Annotated in this window: 16 protein-coding genes; 3 read left to right on the plus strand and 13 right to left on the minus strand. The window is 59.5% G+C overall.

Annotated elements, in window-relative coordinates; genetic code table 11:
• The first annotated feature begins 67 nt into the window (after positions 1–67).
• Complete coding sequence (locus BLW01_RS13710) at positions 68–2,404, plus strand: mechanosensitive ion channel domain-containing protein (protein WP_092570685.1); 2,337 nt, start codon at positions 68–70, stop codon at positions 2,402–2,404.
• A 34-nt stretch (positions 2,405–2,438) separates the two neighbouring features.
• Here BLW01_RS13710 and BLW01_RS13715 read toward each other — a convergent pair whose 3' ends face one another.
• Both BLW01_RS13715 and BLW01_RS13720 read right to left on the minus strand, forming a co-directional pair.
• Positions 2,439–2,852, minus strand: a complete 414-nt coding sequence (locus BLW01_RS13715) for a hypothetical protein (protein WP_092570686.1) — start codon at positions 2,850–2,852, stop codon at positions 2,439–2,441.
• A 3-nt stretch (positions 2,853–2,855) separates the two neighbouring features.
• Positions 2,856–3,704: a J domain-containing protein gene (locus BLW01_RS13720; RefSeq protein WP_092570688.1), complete on the minus strand. Its 849-nt coding sequence runs from the start codon at positions 3,702–3,704 to the stop codon at positions 2,856–2,858.
• Between the two features lie 218 nt (positions 3,705–3,922).
• On the opposite strand from BLW01_RS13720, the gene BLW01_RS13725 reads away from it, so the two are divergent.
• Positions 3,923–4,300, plus strand: coding sequence for a glutaredoxin family protein (locus BLW01_RS13725; protein WP_092570690.1), 378 nt, complete (start codon positions 3,923–3,925; stop codon positions 4,298–4,300).
• Here BLW01_RS13725 and cdd read toward each other — a convergent pair.
• The 6 genes from cdd to BLW01_RS13755 all read right to left on the minus strand — a co-directional run bounded on the left by cdd (position 4,297) and on the right by BLW01_RS13755 (position 10,151).
• The gene (gene cdd, locus BLW01_RS13730; protein ID WP_092570691.1) at positions 4,297–4,707 is read right to left on the minus strand and encodes a cytidine deaminase; all 411 of its coding nucleotides are present in this window, start codon (positions 4,705–4,707) and stop codon (positions 4,297–4,299) included. The genes BLW01_RS13725 and cdd overlap by 4 nt on opposite strands.
• 2 nt (positions 4,708–4,709) lie before the next feature.
• On the minus strand, positions 4,710–5,438 hold the full coding sequence (gene deoD, locus BLW01_RS13735) for a purine-nucleoside phosphorylase (RefSeq protein ID WP_092570693.1): 729 nt from the start codon (positions 5,436–5,438) through the stop codon (positions 4,710–4,712).
• Between the two features lie 18 nt (positions 5,439–5,456).
• Entirely contained in the window at positions 5,457–6,692 is a 1,236-nt protein-coding gene (locus BLW01_RS13740) for a phosphopentomutase (RefSeq protein WP_092570695.1), read from the minus strand.
• Entirely contained in the window at positions 6,689–8,017 is a 1,329-nt protein-coding gene (gene deoA / locus BLW01_RS13745; RefSeq protein WP_092570697.1) for a thymidine phosphorylase, read from the minus strand. The genes BLW01_RS13740 and deoA overlap by 4 nt, the downstream gene beginning before the upstream one ends.
• Positions 8,017–8,796 (minus strand): deoxyribose-phosphate aldolase, encoded by a 780-nt coding sequence (gene deoC / locus BLW01_RS13750; protein WP_092570699.1) that lies wholly within the window; start codon positions 8,794–8,796, stop codon positions 8,017–8,019. Before deoC ends, deoA begins: the two co-directional genes overlap by 1 nt.
• 80 nt (positions 8,797–8,876) lie before the next feature.
• Complete coding sequence (locus tag BLW01_RS13755) at positions 8,877–10,151, minus strand: NupC/NupG family nucleoside CNT transporter (protein ID WP_092570701.1); 1,275 nt, start codon at positions 10,149–10,151, stop codon at positions 8,877–8,879.
• 246 nt (positions 10,152–10,397) lie between these two features.
• On the opposite strand from BLW01_RS13755, the gene BLW01_RS13760 reads away from it, so the two are divergent.
• The gene (locus BLW01_RS13760; RefSeq protein WP_092570703.1) at positions 10,398–11,168 is read left to right on the plus strand and encodes a DeoR/GlpR family DNA-binding transcription regulator; all 771 of its coding nucleotides are present in this window, start codon (positions 10,398–10,400) and stop codon (positions 11,166–11,168) included.
• 15 nt (positions 11,169–11,183) lie between these two features.
• Here the strand turns inward: BLW01_RS13760 and BLW01_RS13765 are convergent, their stop codons facing one another.
• From BLW01_RS13765 to cyoA, 5 genes are all read right to left on the minus strand, one after another.
• Complete coding sequence (locus BLW01_RS13765) at positions 11,184–11,786, minus strand: Yip1 family protein (RefSeq protein WP_092570705.1); 603 nt, start codon at positions 11,784–11,786, stop codon at positions 11,184–11,186.
• Positions 11,787–11,932: 146 nt separating this feature from the next.
• Positions 11,933–12,265 (minus strand): cytochrome o ubiquinol oxidase subunit IV, encoded by a 333-nt coding sequence (gene cyoD, locus BLW01_RS13770; RefSeq protein WP_092570707.1) that lies wholly within the window; start codon positions 12,263–12,265, stop codon positions 11,933–11,935.
• 1 nt (position 12,266) lies between these two features.
• On the minus strand, positions 12,267–12,881 hold the full coding sequence (cyoC, locus tag BLW01_RS13775; RefSeq protein ID WP_092570709.1) for a cytochrome o ubiquinol oxidase subunit III: 615 nt from the start codon (positions 12,879–12,881) through the stop codon (positions 12,267–12,269).
• A gap of 2 nt (positions 12,882–12,883) precedes the next feature.
• Positions 12,884–14,860, minus strand: coding sequence for a cytochrome o ubiquinol oxidase subunit I (gene cyoB / locus BLW01_RS13780; protein WP_092570711.1), 1,977 nt, complete (start codon positions 14,858–14,860; stop codon positions 12,884–12,886).
• A gap of 4 nt (positions 14,861–14,864) precedes the next feature.
• Positions 14,865–15,803, minus strand: a complete 939-nt coding sequence (cyoA, locus tag BLW01_RS13785) for a ubiquinol oxidase subunit II (RefSeq protein ID WP_092570713.1) — start codon at positions 15,801–15,803, stop codon at positions 14,865–14,867.
• Positions 15,804–15,910: the final 107 nt, after the last annotated feature.

Genomic DNA, 15,910 nt, shown 5'->3' on the forward strand with positions numbered 1-15,910 from the left:
GTACCGCGGATGGCAAGCCGTGCAGACTCTCCCTATCGCGCCCTATTGCGTACGTCATGGAGGAATCATGCCCCGTCACCCTTCTTTGTCACCCGTCGGTATCGTTCACTGCTTGTCGGTGATGCTCTTGGTTCTGTTGTTAGCGATACCGACGGTTGCCAGTGCTCAGTCGTTGACGTTGCCGGGATTCGCGAGCGGCAATGATGAGTCGCAGGAGGAGCAGCGCGACCCCCAGGAGTTCCTGCAATCCCTGGATGAGGTGATCACCACGCTGGAGAATGACCAGCAGCGTGAGGAACTCGTGTCGAACCTCAAGCAACTGCGCGAAACCGCCGGCGCTGCCGAGGGCGAGGACAGTGAGGCGCCGAGGGAAGGTCTGCTCGGAGCGTTGGCGGAGACGTTCAACGACATGGGGCAGCAGGCCGAGTCAGGCCGGTCGCCTTTCGATGTCTGGCAACGGCAGCTGAGGCAGGCTGGGTTGGAAGTCGAGGCGATCGCCACGGAAACCGGTACCGCTGAAATGCTGCGTTTGGCTGCGGAAGCCGCGGTCATGCTGGGGGTATGGGTCGGCTTGCTGTTGCTATTGATCGCCGCGAGCCGTCTGTTGGCAAAACGGCGGAACTGGCCGTTGACACTGCCCCGTGAGCCACGTGCCTGGTGGCTGGTCGTCCATTTTCTGCGTCGCTTGGCGCCCTGGTTGCTGTCATTCGCATTGATGCTGGCACTGGCCCAGTTCATTCCTTCCAGTCCGGGACGTACGCTGGCGCTGGTAATCGCCTACGTCGCCCTTTGTGGCCGATTGCTTTCGTTGGTCTGCGAAATCGTCTTCTCGGTCTTTACGCGTGGACACCGCTACGTTGCCGTTACGCTGTTGCGCCAAAAGGCAATGCGACGTCTGTTCGCGATCGGTGCGTTGGTGGCATTGGGCGATGCCATGGACTCCAGTCACCTCATCGAGATGCTCGGTGATCACTTGGCTAATCTGGTTTCGGTACTGGCCAATATTCTGGCTGCCATCCTGAGCGGTGGTTTCATCCTGCGTTTCAAGCGCCATATCAAGCACTTGATTCGTAATCGCCCCTATTCACAACGCAAGCAGCACAGTACCAGCTATGATGTGGTCCGGGTGCTGGGCGGTTTATGGCATATTCCTGCGATGTTGATGGTGGTCGCCTCGCTGATTGCCATCTTCGTCTCGGTGGGAAATGTCGGCGATGCGTTGACACGCGCCATCATCTGCTCCGCTTTGCTGGTCTTGACCCTGGTCGTGACCGGCTTGCTGCGCCGACATAGCGAATTGATCACCCGCCGCAAACGAATTTCGCAATACCGCAAACGTCTGGAGCGTTTTGGTTATACTCTGGCCCATATGCTCTGCTGGGTGGTGTTCGCCGAGCTCTCACTGCGTGTCTGGGGGGCCTCATTACTCGGCGTCGGTAACGACGCGGCCACTGCTCGAATCGGGCAGGCTCTGTTGGCGATCGGATTTACCGTGTTACTGGCCTGGTTGGTATGGATATTCGCCGATACAGCGATCCAGCGAGCACTGACCTCATCGGCCAAGACCCGTGGCCGGCGTGTCAACAGTGCCCGGGCACAAACCATCACGCCACTGATCCGCAATGTGATTTTCGCCACCATCGTGGTGATCGCCGTCATCGTCGGCCTGGCCAATCTGGGCGTCAATGTCACGCCGTTGCTGGCCGGTGCCGGGGTGATCGGGCTAGCGATCGGTTTCGGGGCACAGACGCTGGTGCAGGATCTCATCACCGGGATGTTCATATTGATCGAGGATTCCCTGGCGATCGACGACTTCGTCGACCTGGGCGGTCATATGGGCACGGTCGAGGGGTTGACGTTGCGTACCGTTCGTCTGCGTGATCTGGATGGCATCGTGCATATCATCACCTTCAGCCAGATCACCTCGATCCACAACATGTCGCGACAGTTCGGCATCGCCCTGATGAAGTTGCGTATTCCACATGCCATGAAGATCGATGATGCCATCACGCTGATGCGGGAAGTGGCCGAGGAACTGCGTCAGGATCCGGTGATGCGCCATCATATCTGGTCGCCACTGGAGATGCAGGGCATCGAAGGGTTCGAGGATGGGGCAGCGATCCTGCGTATGCGCATGCGCACGGCACCGGTCATGCAATGGGACGTGGCGCGCGCCTTTAATCTTCGCATCAAGCAGCGACTGGAGGCGGATGGCATGGAGATGGCCATGCCACGTCTGAGCCTGCACATGGAAGGGCAAGCCGGGCAATCACTGGATATCGATGACACCATGAAGAGCGACGAGCAAGACGCGGCGGGGCGCCAACCGGGCGAGGCCGGCGTTGCCGATCCCAAGGGCGATACCAGTCCGCGAGGCGGTTCGCCGGATCCTGCGCCGCAGTAAGTGATCAGGGATCGAACGCAGCAGAAGGGGCGACTCAGAGCCACCAGTGACACAAGGCGGCGCCCATGAGAAAGCCCAGCACAAAGATGCCCCCGATCAACCAGGGCCCTCGATAACGTCGCCAGCGATTGTGCAGCATGACCGCTTCCCCGATCCGGGAAAGCAGGACTTCATGGAGGGGGCGGCTGGTATCGGGGGGCAGCGAAAAATCGTTGGCAACGCTGTCCCGCCAGTAGGGGCCGTGCGTCAGACCCAACCGGGCACGCAAGCAGCCAATATCCGTGAGGGTGGCGTGTAGCCGGTCATACTCTTCACGACGTGACGGCACTTCGAGCACCGTGCTTGCATCGGTCTTGAGAGCATTGTGATCGCAGGCATCGATGGCCTGACGGATGTCGTCGGTGCCGGCCTGACGATCAATACCCAGACGTTGATAAAGGTCACGCATGGCTCAACTCGCTTCCATCAGATAATCGTAGGCTTTCTTGATGCGCTGAAAGCGCTGTGAGGCCGACGCGGTGATGGCATCCCCCCTGGCAAAGACGCGGTCGGGGTGATGCACCTGGGCCAGGCGGCGATAGGCCTTGCGGATTTCGCTGCGACTCGCGCCCGGTTCCAGTCCGAGCACGGCGAGTGCGCGGCGGGTGCGATCATTGGGTGGCGGGCTTTGATGAGTATTGGATCGCTTCTCATGCTGCCGCTGATGATGGTGACGTTGCTGTTGCTGAGAGCGCTGATCTTGCCTGTGGTGATCGTGTTGATGTTGCTGGCGGGACGAGCTGTCGCGTCGGTTTTCGGACTCGCGCTGGTGATGTTGTTCCTGTTGCCGCTCCTTGGCCTGCCAGTAGGCGGTGCAACTGGGATCGTCGGGGGCTTTGAATGGCTGACCGGTCGTCGCTTCGAACAGGCCCGAGAACTCGTTGGGCGGGACACCCAGCAGATCCGCCAGAAAACAAAGGATGTGGTAGTTGGCTGCCGTCAATGGGCCATCACTGGCTGCCAGCGCCGTTACCTGACGCAGGAATGGATAGGCACGTTCGCCACTGGCATCCTTGTGCAATACTTCGGCGGCCAGTTGGATGGCGGCCAGGTCATGGGATGCCGCAATCTCGATCAACGGGTCCAGGTCGTGGCCGTGTCGAAAATCGTGGGCCAGCTCGGCAAAACGCTGCCGGTCGGGAGCAGTGATGTGTCCTCTGCTGGCCAGCACCCAGGCCATCAACAGCAAACTGGCCGTATCGGTCTGGTGCCGGCTCTTGAGTAGCAGCAGTTCAAACGATGAAAAGCGGGCAAGGGGCATGCCTTGTGACTCCCAGGGCGTTCATGTTCTTGTCGTGGACGGTCGAGCCATGTTCTTTCTTTTATGGTCGCCTCGGCGCCCCATGCTTGGCAAGCCCCACCAGTCCGGTGGTGGTATCGGCGGATATTGTAAAATATTGATAGGTGCGGTGCCCGCCGACAACGACATGCCATAAACGTTATGCTGTAACAGGTAATCTAGGGTTGAGTGAGGCAGGTATGAGTTCGAGATCGCAACGCATTGTCGGCAAGATATTGGCGCCGGTCATCTGGGTCGCCGATACACTGGGCACCTCGCGCGAGGTGCAGCGCGATGATGCCTCTCAGGCGGAAGTCGAACGCGCTTGCCGCCAGCTGATTCTTTACCAGTTCATGAGTTGTCCCTTCTGCATCAAGGTACGTCGGGAGATGACCCGACTGGATCTGCCGATCGAGGTGCGGGATGCCCGATTGGATCCCGAGCATCGCCAGGCACTGAAAGCCGGAGGCGGTCGTATCCAGGTGCCCTGCCTGCATATTACGCATGACGATGGCCGTGAGGAGTGGCTCTACGAGTCGGATGACATTATCGCCTATCTACGTCGGCGGTTCGGTTAAGTGCAGTCATTCAGGTTCTCCGGCCCGAAGGAGTCCGGTAGCAGGTCTTCCATGCGATAGTGCTTCAAGGCCACGCCGTTGGCATTCAGCACATGGATGCGGGTTTCCGGGGTGGCGAATTCGCGCAGGCGCTGTCGGCAGTCGCCGCAAGGAGTACATAGATGATCTCCCGGACCGAGGACATAGGCAGCTCGTATCGTCCGATGGCCGGCGGTGATCATGGCGGCGATCGCGGACGCTTCGGCGCATAACCCCTTGTAATGCGCGACCTCGACGTTGCAGCCGAGATACAGGCTGCCATCATCGGCTTCGATCAGGGCGCCGACCGGGTGATGTGAGTAGGGCACATAAGCCCTGTCGCGTGTGGCGATCAATCGCCTTGTTTGTTCACCGTTCAGTTGAGACATCGTCAGACTCCTGCCGGGTTGTCATCACGCAATACGCCCTCCAGGGCGATTTCCATCATGTCGTCGAACGAGCTCTGACGTTCCTCCGAACTCAGTGATTCTCCCCTCAGAATGTGATCCGAGACAGTGCATACCGTTAGCGCACGGGCGCCGAACTCGGCGGCGACACCATAAAAGCCGGCGGCTTCCATCTCCACGCCGACGATGCCATAGCGTTTCATCATGTCGGCGAGCTCCTCCTGAGGTGAATAGAAGAGATCGGTGGAGAAGAGATTGCCGACGGCCACGGGAAGGCCTTTGTGTTCCGCCGCTTCGACCGTGCGGCGTACCAGCGTGAAGTCGGCGATGGCAGCCAGGTCATGATCCATGAAGCGGATGCGGTTGACCTTCGAGTCGGTGCAGGCGCCCATGCCGATGACGATATCGCGCAGTTGGGCGTCATCGCGTACGGCGCCGCAGGAGCCGACCCGTACCAGACGCTTGACGTCATAATCGGTGATCAACTCCTTGGCGTAGATCGAGATCGATGGAATGCCCATGCCGCTACCCATGACCGAGATGGCGCGTCCGCGATAACGGCCGGTATAGCCATACATATTGCGGACCGCGTTGACGCGCCGGACATCGGTCAGGAAGGTCTCGGCGATGTATTGGGCGCGCAGCGGATCACCAGGCAGCAATACGGTATCGGCGAAATCACCACGTTCGGCCTGGATGTGCGGGGTAGGCATCGATACTCTCCTGTCTGATCAAGCCGGTTGCGACGGGTGGGCCAGGAAACTGTCGCCATCCGCCATGGGCGGCAGTCCGAAGTAACTGGCCAGAGTCTGGCCGACATCGGCAAAGGTGGCGCGAGCGCCCAGTGCCCCCGGAAGCAGCCCGCCACCAAGTGTCAGAACAGGCACCTGTTCACGGGTGTGGTCGGTACCCGACCAGGTCGGGTCGCAGCCATGATCGGCGGTGATGATCAGCAGGTCGTCACTGCCGAGCCGGTCCAGCAACTCCGGGAGCCGCGTGTCGAAGGCTTCCAGTGCAGCGGCGTAGCCGGCCACATCACGACGATGGCCATAGACCATGTCGAAGTCGACGAAGTTGGTCATGATCAGGGTGTTGTCATGGGCTGCATCGACTTCGGCGAGGGTGGCGTCAAACAGGGCCTCGTGCCCGCTGGCCTTGACGGCATGCGTGATGCCGCAATGCGCATAGATGTCGGCGATCTTGCCGACCGACACGACATTGCCTCCTGCGTTGGCGAGCTTCTGCAGGACGGTCGGCGTAGGCGGTTCGACGGAATAATCACGCCGGTTGCCGGTGCGAGCAAAGCTGTCGGCATCGTCGCCGACGAAGGGGCGGGCGATGACGCGCCCGATATTGTAGGGTTCCAGCAGTCGCCGGGCGACTTCACAGACCCGGTAGAGACGCTCCAGCCCGAACGCGTTCTCATGGGCGGCGATCTGGAATACCGAATCGGCTGAGGTATAGACGATCGGTTTGCCGCTGGTCAGGTGGTCCTCGCCCAATCGCGCGATGATGTCGGTGCCTGAGGCATGACAGTTGCCCAGTACGCCGGGGAGTTCGGCGTCGCGTACCAGCGCATCGAGCAGATCGGCCGGAAAACTATTCTCCTTCGACTCGAAGTAGCCCCACTCGAAACGTACCGGCACGCCGGCGAGTTCCCAGTGGCCGGACGGCGTGTCCTTGCCGGAGGATATCTCGCTGGCATGGCCATAGGCGCCGATGGTCGCAACCGGTGGCGTAACGCCCTCTGCCCAGTGGCCGGTACTGTCATGATGGGCGTGGAAGAGACCCAGCCTGGCCAGATTGGGTAGCGACAACGGGCCTTGCCGTTCCTGGTCGACTTGCCCATGTGCACAGGCACTGGCGATATGGCCCAGGGTGTCGGCCCCTTGGTCGCCGAAACGGTCGGCATCCGGACCGGCCCCGATGCCGAAGGAATCCAGCACAAGAACGATGGCTCGCGTCATGATACCTCCGCAGGGTGAACGTCGTGGATCAAGGTGGGTGCGCTGACAGGCGTGTCGTTCAATCGAATCGCGGTGCGCACCTGTCGGATCGCCTGGTCGGCGCTATCGTCGTCGCGGGCATGAATGCGTGCCAGCGGACGTTCACTGTCGACATAGTCGCCGATCGCCGCCAACTCGGATAGGCCGACCCGATGGTCGATCGACTCGCCCGGCTGGCGTCGGCCTCCGCCTAGTTCGACGACTGCCATGCCCAGGGCTCGGGTATCGACCGATGCCAGATAACCGTGGTGTTCGAGATGAACGGTACGTATCACGGGAGCGGTGGGAAGATGGCGATCGCTATTGTGGAGCAGATCATTCGGGCCGCCGAGCCCCGCCACCATGCGCTCGAATCGCTCGGCTGCTGCACCCGAGGCGAGAGCTCGGTCGAGTCGGCGGGTGGCGTCGTCAGGGTCGGTAACAATCCCGACGGTCCGCAGCATCTCGACAGCCAGTGACCGGGTGACGCTCAGCAGGCGGCTATCCACGGTCTTGCCGGTCAGGACGGCCAGTGCCTCGCGCACTTCCAGCGCATTGCCGGCGGCCGGTGCCAGCGGCTGACTCATGTCCGTCAGCATGGAAGTGGTGGGGGTACCGGCGCGGGTAGCGACATTGGCGATCATGCGAGCCAGATGGCGGGAGGCATCTTCGGTGGGCATGAATGCTCCATTACCCACCTTGACGTCCATGACCAGCCCGTCCAGTGAGCAGGCAAGTTTCTTGCCCAGGATCGATGAGACGATGAGCGGCATGGATTCCACCGTGGCGGTGACGTCACGAATCCCGTAGAGACGCTTGTCTGCCGGTGCAAGATCGCCGGTCTGACCGATAATGGCGACGCCGACCTCCTTGACGAGCCGACGGAAGGTGTCGTGATCGGGGCGGACATCATAGCCGGGGATGGCCTCGAGCTTGTCGAGGGTACCGCCGGTATGGCCGAGACCACGTCCCGAAATCATTGGTACATGACTGCCGCAGGCCGCGACCCATGGGCCGAGTATCAGCGATACCAGGTCACCCACACCACCAGTGGAGTGCTTGTCGACGACCGGACCGGGCAGGTCCAGGGAGGTCCACTCCAGAATGTTGCCACTATCGCGGATCGCTTCCGTCAGTGCCACGCTTTCGGCATCGCTCATGCCGTTGAGAAATACGGCCATGGCAAAAGCGCCGATCTGGGCATCCCCGATCGAGCCGTCGGTCATGCCCTTCACGAACGCTTGGATCGCGTGGTCGTCCAACGTCTTCCCGTCGCGCTTGTGGCGAATGATCTCCTGAGGAAGCATCAGTAGCTCCCTTCGGGTTGTGGGTGTACCTGATCGAGCCCGAGCGTCTCGAGCAGGTTGTCGAGGAGGCCGGAGGCGCCGAATCGAAAGTAGGAGGGAGTGATCCACTCATCGCCCATTAGCCCGGCGGCCAGGTCGAGGTAGGCTTTGGCATCTTCCGTGGTGCGCACACCGCCGGCGGCCTTGAAGCCGACATGCCGGTCTGTCTTGCCGCGAATGGCCGTCAGCAGTATCTCGGCCGCCTCCAGCGTGGCATTGACCGGGACCTTGCCGGTAGAGGTCTTGAGAAAGTCGGCTCCCCCATCGATGGCTATGTCAGCGGCACGGCGAATCAGGGCAGGATCGTTGAGCTCGCCCGTTTCGAGAATCACCTTGAGGCAGCGTTCGCCGCTGGCGGACTTGCAGGCTTCGACCAGGGTTCGACCGGTCGACTCATCGCCGTCCATCAGCGCTCGGTAAGGAAAGACGACATCGATTTCGTCGGCACCCCGCACGACGGCGTCGCGGGTTTCCCCGGCGGCACGCTGGATGTCGTCACTGCCGGCGGGAAAATTGACCACGGTGGCCACTTTCACCCGCCCGGCCAGGCCCTGTTCCGCCAGCGCGTGACGCGCAGTGGTGATGAAATCGGGATAGATGCAGACGGCGGCGGGATGGCCTACCGGCGTGGAGACACGGGCACAGAGTTGGCGAATACTGCGGTCGGTGTCGTCATCATTGAGACTGGTCAGGTCCATCAGCGTTAGAGCCCGCTGAGCGGCTTGTGATAATGTTGTCATCGTGTCAACCAAGTGCAAGTGGCGTTCCTTCGGGGCGCTTCCTGGAGGTGCCCCGATCGTTACCTGTCATTATGATGCGTTCAGCCACCCATGGCGGCCAGCGCAATGAAGAAACCGGCGATTGTTGCCGACATGAGATTGGAGAGGGTACCGGCCAGTACCGCCTTGATGCCATAGCGTGCGATATCGTGTCGGCGACTCGGCGCGATGCTCCCCAAGCCTCCCAGCAGAATGGCGATCGAAGACAGGTTGGCGAAACCGCACAGCGCAAACGACAGGATCGCCGTGGTATGCGTGCTCAAGGCGTCACCGGTTCCCGGGACCATTTCTTCTCCATTCACATAGGGCGCGAGATTGATATAGGCCACGAACTCGTTGACCACCAGTTTCTGGCCAATGAACGAGCCCGCGAAGTTGGCCTCTTCCCAAGGCACACCGAGCAGGAAGGCAAGCGGGGCGAACAACCAGCCCAGAATCATCTCCAGGCTCAGTGAATCCATACCGATCCAGCCGCCGACCGCCCCCAACAAGCCATTGATAAGCGCGATCAGGCCGATGAAAGCGAGCAACATGGCGCCGATATTACCCGCCAGCTTGAGTCCTGACGTGGCCCCGGAAGCGGCGGCATCGATGACATTCGTTGGATGGTCTTCTTCTTCGATGATTTCCTGCGCAGCTGACACGCTGTCTTCCGGTTGCTGGGTTTCGGGCATGAGCAGCTTGGCGAACAGCAAGCCTCCCGGTGCTGCCATGAACGAGGCGGCGATGAGGTATTCCATGGGGATGCCCAGCGCGGCATAACCGGCCAGTACTGAACCGGCCACCGAGGCCAGACCGCCGCACATCACGGCGAACAGTTGCGAGGGTGTCATGCGAGCAATGAAGGGACGAACCACCAGTGGTGCTTCGGTCTGCCCGATGAAGATATTCGCCGTGGCGGACATCGATTCGGTACGCGAGGTACCCAGCACCCATTGCAGTGCGCCTCCAAGTATGCGGATGACCCACTGCATGATGTTGAGGTAATAGAGTACGGCGATCAGCGACGAAAAGAAGATAATGACCGGCAGTACATTGATGGCGAAGACGAAGCCGATGTCCTCTTCATCGACCAGGCCACCGAACAGGAATTCGATACCATCGTTGGCATAAAGCACGACCTGGCTGACACCGTCGGATATCGTCTGAAGAGCGGCCTGACCGAAAGGCGCATAGAGTACGAAGGCGCCGATTGCCGCCTGGATAGCAAAAGCGCCGCCCACGGTGCGAAGTCGTATTGCCTTGCGATTATACGAGAACAGTACGGCGATCAGGATGAGCGTCGCCATCCCGACCAAGCTCATGAGTAGTGTCATGGGGACCTCGGAGTTGTCGTTGTGGTTACCGGGAACCCGGCAGCGCATAACAAGTGAAAAATATAACATCTAGTGTTATTTTTCTAACATTTTTTAAGGCCGATTCGCTTTTCGCTGGTTTTCTGCTGACGCCTGTCGCAGCATGGATGGGTCAAGAGGGTGTTGAATGGCTCGAGTAACTCTCTGATTGATAAGATATAAGCCACTCGACTGGAACTACACGACGGGAGCAAGGAGCAAGGGGTAATGAAAGGCCGAAGTGCACAGCGTCTGGCACGTCTGCAGGATATTCTCAACCGGGGGGGCACGATCCATCTTTCGGAGGCGGCAAGACTGTGTGGTGTCTCGGAGATGACCATTCGTCGCGATGTGGCTGCCAGTGATGGTGCCATGGTCTTTCTGGGCGGTCGGTTGGTGATGGCCGATAATCCGCAATACGCACCGCTCTATGATCTGGATGCAGAGAAGGGGAGTCACTCCTTGGCAAAACAGCGTCTATGCCAAGGAGCCGCAGCGTTCATCGAGGCGGGTGATACGCTGTTCGTCGACTGCGGGACGACACTCATGCCGCTGGCATCGTCATTGGCATCCGTAGAGTATGAGGTCACGGTCGTGACATATGCACTCAATGTCGCCAATGCCGTCGGTCATTTACCGAACGTGCGACTGGTGCTGCTCGGCGGGTTGTTTTATGCATCATCTCTGTCGTTCGGCAGCGAAGACATGCCGCAGGCCATTCGTCGGCTGGGGATCAATAAAGCCTTCATCTCCGCGGCCGGTATGCACGTCGAGCGCGGTGTGAGCTGTTTCCATTTTCACGAGGTGGTGCCCAAACAAGCGGCCATTGCGTCCGCCATGCAACGCATCCTGGTCTGCGACGACAGCAAGCTGGGTGTTGTCCGGCCTGCCTATTTCGCTCGGCTGGATGAGTTCGATGTCATCGTCACTGACGGCGATGCGGACGACGCATTGCGTGAAGGCCTGCCCGGTCATACCCCCCGCATCGTGGGGGTATGACCGCGGGGAATCATGTCACAATATCGAGAGTATGATGCGTTCGCCGTAGCCCCACAACAGCACGGTGGCCGCCAGCATCGCCTCGAGTACCAGCACGCCAATGGCCAGTGTCGAACTGGAGACGATGAACCCTTCCTCACTACTAATGCCGAGGAAGGCAGGGATCCCGATATAAAGCAGGTACGCCGTGTAACACAGCCCGATGATCCCGGCCAGCAGGCATAGCCAGATAATCGGATAGAGCGCGACGATACCGCTCAGGAACATGGGCGTGGCGATATAGCCGGCAAAGATGACGCAGGCGCGTCGGCTCGGGTGGGCCGAGTAGCGTTGGCCCAGCCAATGGATGACGCTGCCCATCAGATAGACGGCGGCAAGTATCGTGAGATAAAAGACACAGCCCGCGTAGAACGCGTCCAACGGATGTAGCAGGATGGTACGGTCGCCGCCAAGGCCCCACCCGACCTGGGTGGTGCCAATGAAGGCACAGACGACGGGAACGGCACTCAGGGCGAGAACGTGATGCGCATAGAGATGCGTCAGCGTTTCACGCTCATGCTGGATCTGTTTCCACTCGCGGTGGGGATGGGCAAGAAGCCCCCAAACATGAGTCAGCATCCACAACCTCCTACCTGTCAGAATTGAAACTGGAACATTCCAGTTCGTGCCCTGCGTAAGCTAACGGGCCTCACTGACATTATAGGCAGGAGTGCGACGGCTTTGCCTAGCCGTCGCGCTAACTCGCTACTATCGTCGAATCTTGATCAGCCAATCATCATGTTCAGGTGCAGGTGGTGCATGATCCATAATGTGCCGCCAATGACCAGCAGCAGGATGGTGATGGTGAAGACGAAGGACATGAAGTTCCAGCCTTCATCCGCCTTGGTGTTCATGTGCATGAACATCACCAGCTGGACGAGAACCTGCGCTACGGCAGTGGCCACGATGATCAATACCGTGGGCGTCGTGGCCATGGCTCCGGTCATGACGACGGCGAACGGAATAATGGTCAGTACGAGGGACAGGATCAATCCGATGACATAGGACTTGACGCTGCCGTGACTGTGCTCGCCGTGTGCAGAGTGCGACTCGCTCATCTCACAGGACTCCCATCAGGTAGACGAAAGAGAAAACGCAGATCCAGACGATATCCAGGAAGTGCCAGAACAGGCTCAGGCACATGATGCGCGGGCGGGTCATGTCGTTGAGCCCCTTGGTCTGTAGCTGCACCAGCATCACCAGAAGCCAGACCAGGCCAAAGAAGACGTGCAGGCCGTGAGTGCCGACCAATGTGAAGAACGAGGACAGGAAGGCACTGCGATCCGGCCCGTAACCGAGATGAATCAGGTGCTGGAATTCATAGAGTTCCAGCCCGATGAATCCGGCTCCCAGCAGGAAGGTGATGCCCAGCCAAGCCTTCAGTTGCGTCACACGGTTGGCATTCATGGCCAGTACGGCCATGCCATAGGTGAAACTACTGAACAGCAGCAGGAAGGTGCTGATCAGAATCAGCGGGAGTTCGAAGATATCGGCGCCAGTGGGGCCGCCGGCCGTGCCCTTCATGAGCACGGCATAGGTGGCGAACAGGGATCCGAAGATCACCAGGTCGCTCATCAGGTAGACCCAGAAGCCGAAGATCTTTATGCCACCGGCATCGTGGTGCTCATGCTCATCGGCATGGGCGTCGTGATTGCTCATGGTTTCCGTTGTCATAGTTACGCCTGCATCTCCAGCCGTTCTTTGTGTTCGCGCTCGATACGTTCGACCTCGGAAGCGGGTACGTAGTAATCGATGTCGTCATTGAACACGCGCGCGAGGAAGCTGACGAAGGTGCCGATCGCACCGACCGCTGCCAGCCACCAGATATGCCATACCAGGGCGAAGCCGAGGATCAGGGCGAACAGGCTGATGATGGGCCCTGCTACGGTATTTCTTGGCATGTGGATATCCTGATACGGTCCTTCGCTTACCGTCTTGGCACCGGCCTGCTTCTGTGCCCAGAAGGTATCGATGCCGCTGACATTCGGCAGATGGGCGAAGTTATAGAACGGCGCCGGCGACGAGGTGGACCACTCCAGCGTACGAGCGTCCCAGGGATCGCCGCTGACATCCTGATTCTGTTTGCGGTCACGAATGCTCACGTAGAACTGGATCACGGTGCAAATGATACCGAACAGGATGATGACGGCACCGACCCAGGCCAACAGCATCCATGGCTGCCATTCAGCGGTGTCGTAGGACTGCATGCGACGCACGGCACCGAAGAAGCTCAGCACGTAGAGCGGCATGAATGCCAGATAGAAGCCGATCAGCCAGCACCAGAAAGAACGCTTGCCCCATTTCTCGTTCAGCGTGAAGCCGAACGCCTTGGGGAACCAGTAGGTCAGGCCGGCCAGCATGCCGAACAACACACCGCCGATGATCACGTTGTGGAAGTGCGCGATCACGAACAGGCTGTTGTGCAGCACGAAATTCGCCCCTGGAATGGCCAGCATCACACCGGTCATGCCACCGAGGGTGAAGGTGATGATGAAGCCCAGGGTCCACAGTACCGGCGAGGTGAACTCGAGACGTCCCCGGAACATGGTGAACAGCCAGTTGAACACTTTCACCCCGGTGGGTATGGCGATGATCATCGTCATGATGCCGAAGAACGCATTGACGTTGGCGCCCGCCCCCATGGTGAAGAAGTGGTGCAGCCAGACAATGAACGACAGGATGGTGATCGCCACCGTGGCCCAGACCATCGTGCCGTAGCCGAACAGACGCTTCCTGGCGAAAGTGGCGATGACCTCGGAAAAGACGCCGAAAGCCGGCAGGATCAGGATGTACACCTCCGGATGGCCCCAGGCCCAGATGAGATTGACGTACATCATCATGTTGCCGCCAAAGTCATTGGTGAAGAAGTGCATCCCGAAGTAGCGATCCAGCGTCAGCAGGGCGATGGTCGCGGTCAGAATCGGGAAAGAGGCGATGATCAATACGTTGGCGCACAGCGACGTCCAGGTGAAGATCGGCATGCGGAACATTGTCATGCCCTTGGTACGCATCTTCAGGATCGTCACGAAGAAGTTGATACCGGTGAGCGTCGTCCCTATCCCCGATATCTGTAATGCCCATATCCAGTAATCGACCCCGACCCCGGGACTGTATTCGATCCCTGATAATGGCGCATAGGCCAACCAGCCGGTCTTGGCGAATTCACCCACCACCAGCGAGATGTTGACCAGGATCGCACCGGCCGCGAACAGCCAGAAACTCAAGTTGTTGAGGAACGGGTAGGCAACGTCGCGCGCTCCGATTTGCAGCGGCACCACCAGGTTCATCAGGCCGATGACCATGGGCATGGCGACGAAGAAGATCATGATCACGCCGTGGGCGGTGAAGATCTGGTCATAATGATCGGGTGGCAGATATCCCTCAGCGCCGGCCGAAGCCATGGCGAGTTGGGTCCGCATCATGATGGCGTCGGCAAACCCTCGGATCAGCATCACCAGAGCGACGATGAAGTACATGATGCCGAGTTTCTTGTGATCGACGGAGGTGAACCATTCCGTCCACAGCCACTTCCACTTACGGAAATAGGTGATGGCACCGATCAACGCGATGCCTCCGATCGCCATCGCGACCGCGACCACCATGATGATGGGGTCGTGGAAAGGGATCGCGTCTATGCTGAGTTTTCCGAACATAGTGTTACTCCGCTGCCTCCGCACTCATGGGCATATCGCCGTGGTCGTCCTCTGCCTCGCCGTGACCGGCGTGCATATCGCCATCGTCGCTGCCGGTATGGAAGCTCCTGATGATGTCTTCGTACATGCCGGGTGAGACCTCCGAGTAATACTCCACCGGATGGTCTTCGGTCGGTTGTGCCAGCTCGTTGTAGCCGTCGGGGAAGTCGATCGTCTGGTCGGATTCACGAACCTCGTCGACCCACGCTTCGAACTCCTCCTGTGATGTGGCGATCGCATCGAACGTCATGCCTGAGAAGCCGGCGCCACTGTAGTTGGTGGAGCGACCGTCGTAGACCCCCTCGTGATTGGCGATCAGGTGAACATCATTGTCCATGCCGGCCATGGCGTAGATCTGGCTACCCAGGGTCGGAATGAAAAAGGCGTTCATCACTGAACCTGAACTGACCCGGAAGCGCACCGGTACGTCAGTGGGGAAGGCCACTTCGTTGACCGTTGCGATGCCCTGCTCCGGATAGATGAACAACCACTTCCAATCCAGCGATACCGCTTGAATCTCCATCTGCTCTGATGGGTCATCCGCGATCGGTTTGTGTGGGTCCAGGCTGTGCGACGTATACCAGGTCAGCCCGGCCAGGAAGATGATAATGATGCAGGGAATGAACCAGACGATCCCTTCGATCCAGTTATTGTGCGCCCATTCCGGATGGTAGGCCGCGTCCTTGTTACTACGGCGATAGCGCCAGGCGAACAGCAGTGTCATCACGATGACGGGAATGACGACAATCTGCATCAGGGCAAATGACGTCAGAATCAGGGTCCGCTGTTCCGAACCGATCTGGCCCATGGGATCCAGCAACTCCGAACTACATCCCGTCAGCAGCAGGGTAAGCGTCAGCAGCAGCAAGATGCCGAGCACGCGCAAGTGGTGGGGTCTTCTCATGTTACGACCTCGTCAGGGCTTGGAGGCAGGACATCATCCATATCACCTGTTAGCAGGCTAAAAACGGCAATTCCAGGACTCTCCCTGTCGTGGCACTCGCTATAAGC

It is taken from the genome of Aidingimonas halophila, from assembly GCF_900106955.1.
GTDB lineage: Bacteria > Pseudomonadota > Gammaproteobacteria > Pseudomonadales > Halomonadaceae > Aidingimonas > Aidingimonas halophila.

What these genes read in the sequence shown, in the direction of transcription:
- cyoD (WP_092570707.1), bottom strand. Translation starts at nt 12,265, where the DNA reads ATGAGCGAGTCGCACTCTGCACACGGCGAGCACAGTCACGGCAGCGTC.
- deoD (WP_092570693.1), bottom strand. Translation starts at nt 5,438, where the DNA reads ATGCCTACCCCGCACATCCAGGCCGAACGTGGTGATTTCGCCGATACC.
- cdd (WP_092570691.1), bottom strand. Translation starts at nt 4,707, where the DNA reads ATGTCTCAACTGAACGGTGAACAAACAAGGCGATTGATCGCCACACGC.
- BLW01_RS13740 (WP_092570695.1), bottom strand. Translation starts at nt 6,692, where the DNA reads ATGACGCGAGCCATCGTTCTTGTGCTGGATTCCTTCGGCATCGGGGCC.
- cyoC (WP_092570709.1), bottom strand. Translation starts at nt 12,881, where the DNA reads ATGACAACGGAAACCATGAGCAATCACGACGCCCATGCCGATGAGCAT.
- cyoB (WP_092570711.1), bottom strand. Translation starts at nt 14,860, where the DNA reads ATGTTCGGAAAACTCAGCATAGACGCGATCCCTTTCCACGACCCCATC.
- cyoA (WP_092570713.1), bottom strand. Translation starts at nt 15,803, where the DNA reads ATGAGAAGACCCCACCACTTGCGCGTGCTCGGCATCTTGCTGCTGCTG.
- deoA (WP_092570697.1), bottom strand. Translation starts at nt 8,017, where the DNA reads ATGCTTCCTCAGGAGATCATTCGCCACAAGCGCGACGGGAAGACGTTG.
- BLW01_RS13760 (WP_092570703.1), top strand. Translation starts at nt 10,398, where the DNA reads ATGAAAGGCCGAAGTGCACAGCGTCTGGCACGTCTGCAGGATATTCTC.
- BLW01_RS13720 (WP_092570688.1), bottom strand. Translation starts at nt 3,704, where the DNA reads ATGCCCCTTGCCCGCTTTTCATCGTTTGAACTGCTGCTACTCAAGAGC.
- BLW01_RS13710 (WP_092570685.1), top strand. Translation starts at nt 68, where the DNA reads ATGCCCCGTCACCCTTCTTTGTCACCCGTCGGTATCGTTCACTGCTTG.
- BLW01_RS13765 (WP_092570705.1), bottom strand. Translation starts at nt 11,786, where the DNA reads ATGCTGACTCATGTTTGGGGGCTTCTTGCCCATCCCCACCGCGAGTGG.
- BLW01_RS13725 (WP_092570690.1), top strand. Translation starts at nt 3,923, where the DNA reads ATGAGTTCGAGATCGCAACGCATTGTCGGCAAGATATTGGCGCCGGTC.
- deoC (WP_092570699.1), bottom strand. Translation starts at nt 8,796, where the DNA reads ATGACAACATTATCACAAGCCGCTCAGCGGGCTCTAACGCTGATGGAC.
- BLW01_RS13755 (WP_092570701.1), bottom strand. Translation starts at nt 10,151, where the DNA reads ATGACACTACTCATGAGCTTGGTCGGGATGGCGACGCTCATCCTGATC.
- BLW01_RS13715 (WP_092570686.1), bottom strand. Translation starts at nt 2,852, where the DNA reads ATGCGTGACCTTTATCAACGTCTGGGTATTGATCGTCAGGCCGGCACC.